Source organism: Streptomyces sp. UW30, assembly GCF_008042075.1.
Lineage (GTDB): Bacteria > Actinomycetota > Actinomycetes > Streptomycetales > Streptomycetaceae > Streptomyces.
On the sequence record NZ_RDBN01000053.1, the window covers coordinates 647746 to 660800 of the forward strand.

The window sequence follows — 13055 nt, forward strand, 5'->3', positions numbered from 1 at the left end:
CGCTGGGACGGGGCGGACGGGGGGACCGACCGGGAGCGGGCGGGCGACGGGAGCCATCGTCAGCAACCGGACGAGGGAACTCACCCGGACCGGGCGGACGACGGAAGCCGTCGTCAGCAACCGGACGAGGGAACTCACCAGGAGCGGGCGGACGACCGGAGCCATCGCGAGCAACCGGACGAGGGAACTCGCCGGGACCGGGCGGACGACCGGAGCCATCCTCAGCAACCGGACGAAGGAACTCACCAGGAGCGGGCGGACGACCGGAGCCATCCTCAGCAACCGGACGAGGGAACTCGCCGGGACCGGGCGGACGACCGGAGCCATCCTCAGCAACCGGACGAAGGAACTCACCAGGACCGGGCGGACGACGGGAGCCATCGTGAGCAACCGGACGAGGGAACTCGCCGGGACCGGGCGGACGACCGGAGCCATCGTCAGCAACCGGACGAGGGAACTCACCAGGACCGGGCGGACGGGGAAACGCTGCGTGGCCGCGCCAGCGACGGGACTCGCGGGGACCGACCGGACGAGGCCACTCACCGAGGCCGCGTGGGCGACGGGACCCACCGGGACCACCCCGACGCCGGGACCCACCAGGACCGCCCGGACCAGGGAACCCACCAGGACCACCCCGACGACGGCACACACCGAGACCGCCTGGGCGACAGAACCCACCAGGACCACCTCGACGACGCGCCCCACCAGGACCGCCCGGACCAGGGAACCCGGCAGGACCGCGTGGGCGACGGCACCCACCGGGACCGTGTGCACGAACGCGCCGACGCCTTGTTGCTGGCGCGGGTCTCCGAGGCCGCGGGCCTGGCACGCCTCGGCAGGCGACGCGCCACCTATCGGGCGCCCACGCACCGGACGTCCACGCACCGGACGTCCGCGCACCGGGCGCCCACGCACAGGGCCTCCGCGCACAGCGCGTCCGCACACCCGCCATCCACGCACCGCGCGTCCGCCCTTCAGCCACAGCGCGCCGAACCGGGCCGCCAGTGGGCCGCTCTCGCGGGCCTGCGTCGCCTGCTGCGAGTCGACTGCGGTAGCGGCAGCGAAGGGGTCGGCGCACGGCTGGACCTGTACGAGCACGGCCTGACGGTCACCGTCGACGGGCGGATCCATGTCGTCCGGTACGACACCACGGTGGTGCGCAGGCGCCGGGTCCTGTCCCCGCAGGGCCTCACCCGCGCCCATGTGCTCGTCGGCGTCGACGGTGAGCGGATCGTGCTGCGCTGCGGCGACTTCGGCGATCCGCAGGAGTGGGGACCGGAGATCCACCGGTCCGTCGCCGACGCCCAGGTACCGCGGGCGCTGGTCGCGCTGACCCGGGGTGAGCGCCTCGTCTTCGGCCCGGTGTGGATCACCAGGGCCGAGCTCGGCTCCCGGGGGACCACGCTGCGCTGGGCGCAGGTCCAGCGGATCGAGGTCCTCAAGGGTTCCGTCGCCGTGCGCACCGCCGGCCGGTGGCAGGTGTGGGGATCCGTCACGTCCGGGATCCCGAACCTCTGCGTCCTGCGCGCCCTCGTCCAGCACCTCACCGCCGCCGAACGGGACGACGACTGACGTACGGCCCCTTGTTGCAGGGCGATTTCAGAACACAAACACCCAACCCACCTGGCACAGAAGGAGATTCCGGCATGGCCGACAGCTACCGATACCGATGCGGTGAGTGCGGGCACCGCACCGCCTGGGGGAGCGAGTCCCAGGGCGAGCAGGCGATCGAGACGCACTACGCCCACCGTCATCCGCACATCGTCCCCGGCGGAATGGTCGAGTTCCGCAAGGGGTCCTCCGGTGGCGGCAGCGGCTGCCTGATCGCCCTGGGGATCGTGGTGCTGCTCCTGATCATCGCCTCCCGCCGCTGACGAGACGCACGACCGAAGACGCACGACACATGACCGACAGGACACGGAGGAACAAGTGAGCACGCCCGGCAGCAACATGACGAACGTACTGATCGGCAAGGCCAGAGCCGATCGCGAGCGGCGCCGAAGCGGCCGCAGCCGGATCACCGCACTGACCGCTCTGGCGGTGGTGGGCGGGATCGGACTGCTGCTGGCCCTCACCGTCGGCGGGGACCCGAACGAGCCGCCCACCTGCGACGACAAGACCATGGCACGTGGCGACACATGCGTCATCTATTCGAACCGCGGAGGCGGTGGCTCGTTCTCGTACGAGGAGATGGTCGACCGCAGCGAGTCGAGCGACTCGGTCCTGCGCGGGATCGGGTTCGGACTCGCCGGGCTCTGCGCGGTGCTGATGGTCCCCGTGGCGATACGGCTGGATCCTGCCACCCCCTGGGGCGACCCGGTCAGCGGGCCCTGTCCGCGCTGCGGCAAGCCGAACCGCCGGGAGCGGAAGACCACGCACAGCGTCTCCCAGGGCCGAACGACCGCGTACTGGACGGGCATTGTCACGCTGTGCACCTGCGGCTTCGGTGACGTACGGCGGCCCTGACGCGGGGAAAATCGTTTGTCGCCTGCGGTCGGCCCGCCGTACGGTGAGCCGACTTCGACGAGACGTTCCCCCGGAAACACGCCGCAGAGCGGGAGCGTCCCACCTCGCTGAGGTGCAGGAGGGGGCGGCAGCTGACCTTGTCGACCCCTCTTCTCGGAAGGCCCTTTCATGAACGTCCCCACGAGCGTCGGTATCGGTCTGCCCATCGGCGACCCGGCCGCCCTGCTCACCTGGGCCCGGCGTGCCGACGCCGGTCCCTTCAGCACAGTCGGTCTGCTCGACCGGCTCGTCTTCGACAACCCCGAGCCGCTGGTCGCCCTGGCCGTCCTCGCGGGCGCCACCACCCGCGTCCGCGTCCAGACCGAGGTCCTGCTCGCCCCGCTGCGCGACACCGCCCTGCTGGCCAAGCAGGCCGCCACCCTGGACCGGATGACCGACGGGCGGCTCGTCCTCGGCCTGGGCATCGGCGGCCGCGAGGACGACCACCGGGTCGCCGGCGTCGACCTGCGCACCCGGGGCCGGCGCCTGGACGAACAGATGGCGTTGATGTGCCGCCTGTGGCACGGCGAGCCCTACGGCGACGGCATCGGCCCCGTCGGCCCGGTGCCCGCCCGTATCGGCGGCCCGGAGGTCCTCTTCGGCGGCTTCAAGCCCGCCGCCCTCGCACGCGTCGCCCGCTGGGGCAGCGGCTTTCTCGCGGCGGCGCCGCCCTCCTGGGCGGGCGGCCTGTTCGACACCGTCCGCGGGTTCTGGAAGGAGTACGGCCGCGACGGAGCGCCCCGGCTGGTGGCCCAGGTGAACGTCGCCCTCGGCCCGCAGCAGGTCATCGACGACGCCCGTGCCCGCATGCACGCGTACTACGCCTTCACCGGCACACCCGACCGCATGACCGCCGGCCTGCTCACCACCCCCGCCGAGATCCGCGCCGCGCTCACCGCCTTCGCCGACCTCGGCGCCGACGAGGTCATGCTCTACTGCTACGGCCTCGACCCGGACCAGGTGGACCGCCTGGCCGACATCCTGTGACGGCCGGTCGGTGACGCCGATCCTGTGACGCCCCTGTTGCCGGAACTGTGGGCTCCACCACAGCCGGGTGCGCCGGGCCCTGTTGGACTCGGCGCACCCGTCGTCGCCCCCGGCTTGGAGGCCAGGTGTTTCTGCTTCTCCTGCTGTTCGTCCTGATCGCCGTGATCACCGCGGTGGGTCTGGCCGGCTACGGCAGCCGCACCCTGGCCGACCGGCGCGCCCGGCATACGGGCACCCCCGGCGCGCTGCGCGGGCTCGCGGCCCTGGCGGGCGCCGGGGCATGTGCCCTGTACGCCTGGGGCCTGCTCGGCGTCTGCGGCGCGGTCATGGTGGCCGAGGACGGCGGCACCGACTCGGCGCCGCCGCAGTCCTGCCGTACGGCGGGCTGGTGGGAGCGGCACCAGCAGGGCATCGAGATCACCGGCCACACGGTCACGTACGTCCCGCTCGGGTTCGTCTGCGAGACGAGCGACGGCGGGAGTTACGACACCGGTGACGTGCCCGGGTACGTCAATCCGGCCGTACTGGCCCTCGCCCTCACCGCCGCCGGGTGCGCCATCGGCGCGGGGTATGTGTCGGAGCTGCGGGCCCGGGCGCAGTTGCGCGGGGGCGGGGCCGGTTAGCCTCGGTTCTCCAGGGCCCGGCCGAGGCCCGGCAGCACTGGTGGGAGGCAACATGGCGAAGGTTCCGAGCGCGGTGGTCGCGGCGGGCGGGCTCGTCGGCGGGTACGGCGTGGCCCGCTGGACCGGGAACCGGCAGCTCGGCGGCGCCGTGCTGGCCGTCGCGGGGGCAACCGCCGCAGAGCAGTGGCGGCAGCAGGCGGGCGGCAAGGCGGCGGGGGCACTGACCGCCGCGTATGTCGCCGCCTTCGCCGGCTCGCACCCGCTGGCCAAGAAGGTGGGCGCGTGGCCGGCAGTCCTCGGCGTGGCGGGCGCGGTGGCGCTGGCCTCGTGGGCGGTGGCGGACCGCAACGGCTGACGCCCGGCCGGTCCCGAGCGCCGTCTCGTACCGGCCTGCGCTAGGCGGGCCGATGCGTCAGCACATTCACCACCTGCCCGCCCGGATCCCGTACGAAGAACCGCCGTACGCCCCACTCCTCGTCCCGCAGCTCCCGTACGATCTCCGCGCCCGACGCCAGCACCTGCGCGTACACGGCGTCGACGTCCTCGACCTCCACGCTCAGGTCGGGGACGACGGGGGCGGTGCGTTCCTCGGTGATGAAGCTGATCTGGGCGGTGGGGTTGGCGGGGGACGCCATGGTCATCACCCAGGCCTCGGGGGTCTGGGGGTTTCCCCCAGAAAATAGAGTCATGACTTCCTCGAAGCCGAGCAGGCCGTAGAAGTCACGGTTCGTGGCGATCGCTTCCTGCGACCCGGCGTGCACGTTGGGGACGATCCGGCGAATGGTCATCGATGCGGCTCCCTGCTCCCTGTTCGCTGTTCGCTGTTCGCTGTTCGCTGTTCGCTGTTCGCTGTCCGGAGTTTTTGTTATCCCCCGCAGTCTCGCTCCGTCTCCTCACCGTCCCCAGCCGTAGGCACGCGAGGAATTGACGACGTGACACGACAGATCAGCCGCCGGAGCATGCTCAAGGCCGCGGGCGCGGCAGCCGGAGCCGTCGGCATCGGTACGGCCGTGACGCCCACGCCCGCCGTGGCGTCCGGCTCCTACGCGCACCCCGGCCTCCTGCACACCCGCGCCGACCTGGACCGTATGGCCGCCAAGGTGAAGGCCGGCGCCGCCCCCTACACGGCCGGGTTCGCCAAGCTCACCGCCAACCGGCACGCGCAGAGCGGCTGGACGGCCAACCCGCAGGCGACCATCATCCGGGGAGGCGCCGGGCAGAACTACGGGATCCTCTACAACGACGTCCACGCCGCCTACCAGAACGCCCTGCGCGGCCACGTCAGCGGGGACAGCGCGCATCTCGACACCGCCGTGGCGATCCTCAACGCCTGGTCGGCGAAGCTGACCGGCCTCGGTGGCAACGCCGACCGCTTCCTGGCCGCCGGACTGTACGGCTACCAGATCGCCAATGCCGCCGAACTCGTCCGCGACCACCCCGACTTCGAGCTCGACCGGTTCCAGGAGATGCTCACCGGCGTCTTCGCGCCGCTCAGCGACAGCTTCCTCGTCAAGCACAACGACGCCGTGGTCAGCAACTACTGGACCAACTGGGACCTCACCGCCATGTGCTGCGTCCTTGCGACCGGCATCTTCTGCGACGACAGGGCCCAGGTCGCCCGCGCCGTCGACTACTTCAAGCACGGCGAGGGCCTCGGCTCCCTCCGCAACGCCATCCCCGTCGTGCACGACGACGGACTCGCCGAATGGCTGGAGGCCGGCCGCGACCAGGGCCACGCGCTGCTCGGCGTCGGCCTGATGGGCACCTTCTGCGAGATGGCCTGGAACCAGGGCGTCGACCTGTACGGCTACGACGACAGCCGCTTCCTCAAGGGCGCCCAGTACGTCGCCAAGTGGGCCATGGGCGGGGAGGTGCCGTTCACCGCGAACACCCGCCGCAAGGGCGCGATCAACGGCTGGTCCGGGTCGGAGACCGTCAGCGAGGCCGCGCCCGTGGACCCGGCGATGACCCGCCCGATCTGGGCGATGATCGCCAACCACTACACCAAGCGCCGTGGCCTGTCGGCGTCGTACCTCACGCGGATGGCCGCGAAGTCCGCGCCGGAGGGCGGCGGCGGGGACTACGGGCCCAACAGCGGCGGGTACGACCAACTCGGCTTCGGCACGCTGGCGTTCACGCGGGACAAGCGCGACGCCGCCGGCCCGTCGGCATCGCCATCGGCATCGGCATCGCCGTCGGCAGCCGGATCGGCCGGCACCGGGTCGGATCCGCGACCGCAGACGCAGGCCACCACCTCGCCCTCCGCGTCCGCCTCGGCCGCCGCCGGCACCGACCTCGCCGCCACCGGCTCGAACCAGATCATCGGCTGGACCGCCGCCACCGGCATCACGGCCCTCGCCGGCGGCCTCCTCCTGCTCCGCCGCCGCGACCGCGCCCGGCCCGAGTCCCGGTAGGGGCCACGCACCCCGGTCCCGGCTCCCACCACGAGGGGAGCCGGGACCGGTCGGGACCCCTCCGGGCTACGCCCCCAGCCCCCGCGACACCGTGTAGATCAGCAGTCCGGCGAGCGAGCCCACCACGGTGCCGTTGATGCGGATGAACTGCAGGTCGCGGCCGATGTGCGCCTCGATCTTCTTCGTCGTGTGCTCGGCGTCCCAGCCCGCCACGGTGTCCGTGATCAGGGAGGTGATCTCCTTGCGGTAGGTGGAGACGACGTACACCGCCGCGCCCTCCACCCAGCTGTCGACCTTGGCCTGCAGCCGCGGCTCGACCGCCATCCGCGAGCCCAGCGACAGCAGCGAGGCGCGTACCCGCAAGCGCAGCTCGCTGCGCTCGTCCTCGGCCGCCGAGACGATCATCGAGCGTACGGCGGTCCACGCGGAGGCGATCAGGTCCTGCACCTCGCCGCGGCCCAGCACCTCGCCCTTGAGCCGCTCGACGCGCGCGCGTGTCTCCGTGTCGGACTGGAGGTCGGAGGCGAAGTCGGTGAGGAAGCGGTCGAGGGCGGCGCYGGCCAAGGTCGACAGCTGGGTGGAGGGCGCGGCGGTGTACGTCGTCTCCACCTACCGCAAGGAGATCACCTCCCTGATCACGGACACCGTGGCGGGCTGGGACGCCGAGCACACGACGAAGAAGATCGAGGCGCACATCGGCCGCGACCTGCAGTTCATCCGCATCAACGGCACCGTGGTGGGCTCGCTCGCCGGACTGCTGATCTACACGGTGTCGCGGGGGCTGGGGGCGTAGCCCCCTCGTGGTGGGAGCCGGGACCGGGGTGCGTGGCCCCTACCGGGACTCGGGCCGGGCGCGGTCGCGGCGGCGGAGCAGGAGGAGGCCGCCGGCGAGGGCCGTGATGCCGGTGGCGRAGCGGAGCAGCTCCTTGTAGACCCGCTCGCCGATCCTGCGGTCGACGAACCTGGGGGTCCAGCCGGGGGCGCCGCCCTGGACGGCGTACATGATCTCGTCGTCGTGCAGGATCAGCCAGCTCTGTGCCTTCGCGACGATCAGGTCGACGAAGCGCTTGTGGCCGCCGTCGGCGACGATCTTCTCCAGCATCTTTCCTATGCCGGGCGCGATCTCCTGGGCGTCGGCCCGCCGGGTGATCGCCTCCCCCACCACCGCCTGGACGTCGCTGTCGCGCAGGACCGTCAGCGCGCCTCTGAGCGCCGCCGACAGCTCCGCCGTGACCCGGTCGGCGTGCTCGGGCTCGGCCAGCCAGGCGCCGAGGCGGCTGCCGATGCCGACGGCGCGCAGACGCTGCCGTACGACGTCCTGGGAGAGGAAGTTCTCGCCGACGAACTCTCCCAGCGAGACGCCCAGCTGGTCCTTCTTGGTCGGGATGATCGCGGTGTGCGGGATGGGCAGGCCGAGGGGGTGGCGGAACAGGGCCGTGACGGCGAACCAGTCGGCGAGCGCGCCGACCATGCCGGCCTCGGCGGCCGCGGCGACGTAGTTCGCCCATTCCCCGGCGCCCTGGTTCGAGGCCACCTTGGCAAGGACGTACACCAGCGCCACGAAGAGCAGCAGCCCGGTCGCGGTGAGCTTCATCCGCCGGACGCCCGCCTGCTTCTCCTCGTCGGCCGCCGTGAACGTCGTCATCGCACGTACGGCCGATGCGGGGACGCGCCGGTTATCGGCGGGGCCCTGCCGGGCATGCTGCTCTACGTCACGTGTTCCCGTTTCATCCGGATTAGTACGTTCCATTCCGCTCCACCCGTCCAGGATCCCCCGCACACATTGTCCCTTCCTGACCGACTCCTGGAACGAATCAAGAGTTCCCGGCGTCTGTCCGATGGGGGGAGGTCGATGGCGAAGTCCGGATGAACTCCGGCGGCCCAATGGGGGGTCAGTGCAACTCCCCTCTGCCTCATGACGCATCATGAGGTGATCACATCGGAGCCTCGGGCTCCCATTCCGCCCGAGGAGAACGCACCGCATGACCAGGCGAAACGGTTATGCCCTGCTATCCGCGCTCATCGCCCTGATCGTGGCGGTGTCCGCCGCCATATACGTCGGGGTCGCCTCCGACAGCGGAAGCGCCACCGGCAAGAGCACCCCCACCAAGCAAGGCACCCAGCGCGGCCCCGCCGCCCCCGCCTCCACCGGCATCTGGGTCGGCGCCTGGTCCGCCTCCCCGGTCGGCGCCGAGGCCGGCACCGAGGTACGGGGCATGGCGGGCAGCTCGGTGCGCAACGTCGTGCACACCAGCGTCGGCGGTACGAGTGCCCGGATCACGCTGTCCAACCTGTACGGCCAGTCGGCGCTGACGATCACGCACGCGTCGATCGCCGTGTCGGCCTCCGCCGGCACCGCGGCCGCCGTCGCGGACACCATGCGGCGGCTGACCTTCGCGGGCAACCCCCGGGTCGTCATCCCGCCCGGCCAGCAGGTGCTCAGCGACGTCGTGCGGCTCGTGATCCCGGGCGACGCCGACGTCCTGGTCACCACCTACTCCCCCACTCCGTCCGGCCCGGTCACCTTCCACCCGCACGCCCGCCAGATCAGCTTCCTCGCCCAGGGCGACGTCGCCGAGGACGCGACCGGGGCGGCGTACACCGGGCGGACCGGGGTCTGGCGCTATGTGACCGCGCTGGACGTGCTCAGCCACGACTCCGACGGCACCGTCGTGGTCTTCGGCGACTCGCTGACCGACGGCATCACGTCCACCGAGAACGCCAACCGTCGCTGGACGGACGTCCTGTCGCGCCGGCTGCGCGCCGCGGTCGCGGCCGGCGAGAACGTGCCGCGCTACAGCGTCGTCAACCAGGGCATCAGCGGCAACCAGATCCTCGCCAGCGGCTCCGGGCGCCCCGCGGACAACCAGGCGGGCGTCGGCCGCTTCCGCCGCGACGTCCTCTCCCGTACGAACGTCAAGGTCGTCGTCATCGCCCTCGGCGTCAACGACATCCTGCGCAACCCGAACCTCGCCGACCCCGACCGCATCCTCGACGGCCTGCGCGCCCTGGTCCGCCAGGCCCACGCCCGCGGCATCAAGGTCGTCGGCGCGACCCTGATGCCCTTCCAGGGCCACCGCGGCTACACGGACGACCGCGAGAACGTACGACAGCAGATCAACGCCGAGATCCGTGCCGGCAAGGTCTTCGACGCGGTGGCCGACTTCGACGAGGCCCTGCGGGACCCGTACAACCCCCGCAAGTTCCGCCCCGACTACGACTCGGGCGATCACCTCCACCCGAGCGACAAGGGCTACGAACGGATGGCGGAGTCCTTCGACCTGCAGAACCTGAAGGGCGCGGCTCCGGCGGAGCTGTAGGGGCAGACCCGGCTGGGGCGCTCACGCCGCCCCAGCTGTGGGCCCCCTCGACCCACGCTCAGTCCTCGTCCCGCTCCCGCGCCCGTTCCCAAGCGTGCCCATGGCGCAGATGGTCTCGGTGCTCCTCGAGCATCCGCCGATGCGTGTCGTACGCCTCGTCCCGCTCAGCCGCCCGCAGCTCTCCCCGCTCCCCGCGCCGCTCCAGCTTCTCCCGCCGCCGCTCCTCGCGAAGCTCCTGCTTCTGCGCCCGCGTCAGCTTCCGCTCCACCCCGACCCCGCCCCAGAAGGCGAACCCGGTCACGATCACGCGGGGCGCCCCGGGATCCCCGGGCGCCCCGTCCTCACGCTGGTCGAAACCCCCCATGATCCCGATCCCACGCACCTCGACCTCGACCCCGGGCGGCACGATGACCTCGACCCCGCCCATGATCGCGACGCAGTTGATCTCGATCTCCCGGTCCGCGAAGTTCGCCTCCCGCAGATCGATCTCCCCGCCACCCCAGAAGGCGAAGCAGTTGAACCGCTTCGGCGCGGTCCACCGCCCCTTGCGCTGGAACCCCGACATCACGGCGACACCCCACGTCGACGACCCCTCGCCGCCGACGATCCGCTCACCCCAACTCCCCAGCAGGGCACCTGACTTCTTGACCATGTCGACCTTCGGCACCGCCACGACGCCGTCCGGCAGATCCCGGGTGATCGGCGCCAGGTCCCCGTAGGTGCGCGCCTTGTACGTCGCGTCGAGGCGTTCCTCGAACTCCTCCATGTCGAGGCGCCCCTCCGCGAGGGCGTCCCGCAGGACCTCGGCGACTCGTTCACGATCGGCGTCGGAGGCACGCAGCTCCGGTCCGGGGGGCCTGGGGGGTGTCCCCCCAGAAGGCACGGCGTCGCTCATGTATGCAGCCTACGAGCAACCCCGCCCCGGGGCTACGAGATCGCCCGCTCGGCCCGCCCCGCCCCGTCGGCCTGCTCCGCGTACATTTTCGCGATCACGGCCTCGATGTCGGGCTCCCGCACCGACAGATCCACCAGCGGATACTCCGCGGCGATCCGCGCCACCAGCACCGCCGCCGACTCGGCCGCCGGAAACGCCAGCCACTGCCGCGGCCCCTCGACCTTCACCACGCGCGCGGGCGCGGCCTCGATCGGCGGCAGCTCCCGCTCCAGGTCGACCACCAGGGTCCGCTCGCTGTCGCCCACCTCGTGCAGCCCGGCGAGCGGACCGTCGTACATCAGCCGCCCGTGGTCGATGACCATCACCCGTGAGCACAACTGCTCGATGTCCTGGAGGTCGTGTGTGGTCAGCAGCACCGTCGTGCCGCGCTCGGTGTTCAACTCCCGCAGGAAATCACGGACCCTGGCCTTGGAGATCACGTCGAGCCCGATCGTCGGCTCGTCCAGGTACAGCACTTCGGGATCGTGCAGGAGCGCCGCCGCGATGTCGCCGCGCATCCGCTGGCCGAGGGAGAGCTGGCGTACCGGGACGTCCAACAGGGCGTCCAGGTCGAGGAGTTCCACCAGCCGGTCGAGGTTCTCGCGGTAGCGGCCGTCCGGGATGCGGTACATACGGTGCATCAGCTTGTACGAGTCGATCAGCGGCAGGTCCCACCACAGCGTCGTACGCTGCCCGAACACCACCCCGATGCGGTGCGCGAGCCGGGTCCGCTCACGGGAAGGGTCGATGCCGGCGACCCGCAGCCGGCCGCCGCTCGGGGTCAGGATGCCGGTCAGCATCTTGATCGTCGTCGACTTGCCGGCGCCGTTCGGCCCGATGTACCCGACCATCTCGCCGCGTGCCACGCGAAAGGAGATCGAGTCGACGGCCCGCACCTGCCGCCGCTCCCGCTTGAGGAAACCGGTCTTCCTGCGCACGTCGAAGACCTTCTCGACGCCGTCGAGCTCGATGAACGCCTCGTCCATGTCCGCCATCGCCTGCCCCTAACTCCCCGTACTCCGATACGACCGCAGCCCGGCCCGCCACGCCAGACCGGCCAGCGCACAGCACACCGCCGCCACCAGGGGCGAGGCGAAGGCCGTCCAGTCGGGCAGCTCGATCGGGTACGGCCGGTCCAACACGTAGGCGGCGGGCACCCAGTTGACGAAGGCGAGCGGCAGCATGAAGGTCACTCCGCGCACCAGGTCCTTGCCGAACACGGTGGGCGGGTACTGAAGCAGCGTGGTCCCGCCGTACGTGAACGCGTTCTGCACCTCGGCGGCGTCCTGCGCGAGTATCTGGAAGGACGCGCCCGCCACGAACAGCGCCGAGAAGATCGCCGCCCCGCTGATCAGCATCACCGGCACCAGCAGCACCTTCGCGGGCGTCCAGTCGATGTCGGCCGACATCAGCGCCCAGCCCAGGACCAGCGCGCCCTGCGTGATCCGGCCGAGGCGGCGCAGCGCGAAGTGATCGGCGCCGACCTGCGCGAGCACCGGGGCGGGTCGCACCAGCAGCGTGTCGAAGGAGCCGTCGCGGATCCGGGCGCCCAGGACGTCCATCGAGCCCAGCACCAGGTCGGCGATCCCGAACGCGGTCGCCGACAGGCCGTACAGCAGGGCGATCTCGGGCAGCGACCAGCCGCCCAGGGTGTCCACCTGCGAGAACATCAGCAGGATCGCCACGAAGTCCAGGCCGGTCACCAGCAGGTTGCCGAGCACCGTGACGGCGAAGGAGGTGCGGTAGGTCATGCTGGAGCGCACCCACATCCCGGCGATCAGCCGGTAGGCCCGCAGCCCTTCGAGCAGTGCGCCGCGCTCAGCCACCCTGCACCACCACCCGCCGCGTCGCCGCCGATTGCAGGAGCCGCCCCGCGGCCAGCAGCACCACCGCCCACACCGCCTGGAAGGCGAACGCCCCGAGCGGCGCGGTCTCCCCCATCAGCACGTCCGCCGGCATCTGGATCTGCGCCGCCCACGGAAGCGCCCGGACGATCTCGCCGAACACGCCCGGGAAGGCGTTCAGCGGCAGCACCATGCCCGAGAAGAAGATCCCGGTGATCATCAGGGCCTGGTTGACGCCCATGCCGTCCAGGAGCCAGAACACGCTCAGGGCCGCCAGATAGCGGATCGCGAAGCTGACGACCGCCGCCAGCAGCAGCGTCACCACGAAGGCTGCCCAGAGGGTGGCGTCCGTRGGCAGCGCCATCGGGAAGAACAGCGCGCCGAACAGGAACGGGACCACGCCCCGCCCCAGCATCTGGAACAGCGCC

Annotated in this window: 14 protein-coding genes and 3 pseudogenes; 9 read left to right on the top strand and 8 right to left on the bottom strand. The window is 71.6% G+C overall.

Annotation, left to right across the window (positions count from 1 at the left end):
- The coding region (locus EAO75_RS46770; RefSeq protein ID WP_222724017.1) for a hypothetical protein at positions 1 to 444 on the bottom strand (444 nt) is incomplete at its 3' end.
- Between the two features lie 108 nt (positions 445 to 552).
- On the opposite strand from EAO75_RS46770, the gene EAO75_RS46230 reads away from it, so the two are divergent.
- The 6 genes from EAO75_RS46230 to EAO75_RS37160 all read left to right on the top strand — a co-directional run bounded on the left by EAO75_RS46230 (position 553) and on the right by EAO75_RS37160 (position 4470).
- The gene (locus EAO75_RS46230; protein ID WP_187284740.1) at positions 553 to 1572 is read left to right on the top strand and encodes a DUF6585 family protein; all 1020 of its coding nucleotides are present in this window, start codon (positions 553 to 555) and stop codon (positions 1570 to 1572) included.
- Between the two features lie 74 nt (positions 1573 to 1646).
- Positions 1647 to 1874, top strand: coding sequence for a hypothetical protein (locus EAO75_RS37140; protein WP_147999519.1), 228 nt, complete (start codon positions 1647 to 1649; stop codon positions 1872 to 1874).
- A 55-nt stretch (positions 1875 to 1929) separates the two neighbouring features.
- Positions 1930 to 2466 carry a hypothetical protein gene (locus EAO75_RS37145; protein WP_147999520.1) on the top strand — a complete coding sequence of 179 codons (537 nt, stop codon included), beginning with the start codon at positions 1930 to 1932 and terminating at the stop codon, positions 2464 to 2466.
- Between the two features lie 168 nt (positions 2467 to 2634).
- Positions 2635 to 3492, top strand: a complete 858-nt coding sequence (locus EAO75_RS37150; protein ID WP_147999521.1) for an LLM class flavin-dependent oxidoreductase — start codon at positions 2635 to 2637, stop codon at positions 3490 to 3492.
- A gap of 125 nt (positions 3493 to 3617) precedes the next feature.
- Positions 3618 to 4115: a hypothetical protein gene (locus EAO75_RS37155; protein WP_147999522.1), complete on the top strand. Its 498-nt coding sequence runs from the start codon at positions 3618 to 3620 to the stop codon at positions 4113 to 4115.
- 52 nt (positions 4116 to 4167) lie between these two features.
- On the top strand, positions 4168 to 4470 hold the full coding sequence (locus tag EAO75_RS37160; protein WP_147999523.1) for a hypothetical protein: 303 nt from the start codon (positions 4168 to 4170) through the stop codon (positions 4468 to 4470).
- Between the two features lie 40 nt (positions 4471 to 4510).
- Here EAO75_RS37160 and EAO75_RS37165 read toward each other — a convergent pair whose 3' ends face one another.
- Positions 4511 to 4903: a VOC family protein gene (locus EAO75_RS37165; protein ID WP_147999524.1), complete on the bottom strand. Its 393-nt coding sequence runs from the start codon at positions 4901 to 4903 to the stop codon at positions 4511 to 4513.
- A 171-nt stretch (positions 4904 to 5074) separates the two neighbouring features.
- Here EAO75_RS37165 and EAO75_RS37170 point away from each other — a divergent pair, with 171 nt between their 5' ends.
- Positions 5075 to 6529 (top strand): alginate lyase family protein, encoded by a 1455-nt coding sequence (locus tag EAO75_RS37170; RefSeq protein WP_148000506.1) that lies wholly within the window; start codon positions 5075 to 5077, stop codon positions 6527 to 6529.
- 66 nt (positions 6530 to 6595) lie between these two features.
- Here EAO75_RS37170 and EAO75_RS37175 read toward each other — a convergent pair.
- Positions 6596 to 7048 (bottom strand): annotated as a pseudogene (locus EAO75_RS37175) (DUF445 family protein); the annotation flags it as partial.
- Between EAO75_RS37175 and EAO75_RS37180 the strand changes: the two are divergent.
- Positions 6954 to 7322 (top strand): annotated as a pseudogene (locus EAO75_RS37180) (DUF445 family protein); the annotation flags it as partial. The pseudogenes EAO75_RS37175 and EAO75_RS37180 overlap by 95 nt on opposite strands.
- Positions 7323 to 7364: 42 nt before the next feature.
- Here EAO75_RS37180 and EAO75_RS37185 read toward each other — a convergent pair.
- Positions 7365 to 8279 (bottom strand): annotated as a pseudogene (locus EAO75_RS37185) (DUF445 domain-containing protein); the annotation flags it as partial.
- Between the two features lie 232 nt (positions 8280 to 8511).
- Between EAO75_RS37185 and EAO75_RS37190 the strand changes: the two are divergent.
- Positions 8512 to 9849 carry an SGNH/GDSL hydrolase family protein gene (locus tag EAO75_RS37190; RefSeq protein ID WP_147999525.1) on the top strand — a complete coding sequence of 446 codons (1338 nt, stop codon included), beginning with the start codon at positions 8512 to 8514 and terminating at the stop codon, positions 9847 to 9849.
- Between the two features lie 58 nt (positions 9850 to 9907).
- On the opposite strand, the gene EAO75_RS37195 is transcribed toward EAO75_RS37190, so the two are convergent.
- From EAO75_RS37195 to EAO75_RS37210, 4 genes are all read right to left on the bottom strand, one after another.
- Positions 9908 to 10744: a DUF1707 domain-containing protein gene (locus tag EAO75_RS37195; protein WP_147999526.1), complete on the bottom strand. Its 837-nt coding sequence runs from the start codon at positions 10742 to 10744 to the stop codon at positions 9908 to 9910.
- A gap of 32 nt (positions 10745 to 10776) precedes the next feature.
- Positions 10777 to 11778, bottom strand: a complete 1002-nt coding sequence (locus EAO75_RS37200; RefSeq protein WP_410092627.1) for an ATP-binding cassette domain-containing protein — start codon at positions 11776 to 11778, stop codon at positions 10777 to 10779.
- Between the two features lie 9 nt (positions 11779 to 11787).
- Entirely contained in the window at positions 11788 to 12609 is an 822-nt protein-coding gene (locus EAO75_RS37205; RefSeq protein ID WP_147999527.1) for an ABC transporter permease, read from the bottom strand.
- A partial coding sequence (locus tag EAO75_RS37210) for an ABC-2 family transporter protein (RefSeq protein ID WP_187284741.1) occupies positions 12602 to 13055 on the bottom strand: 454 nt, incomplete at its 5' end. The genes EAO75_RS37210 and EAO75_RS37205, both read right to left, overlap by 8 nt.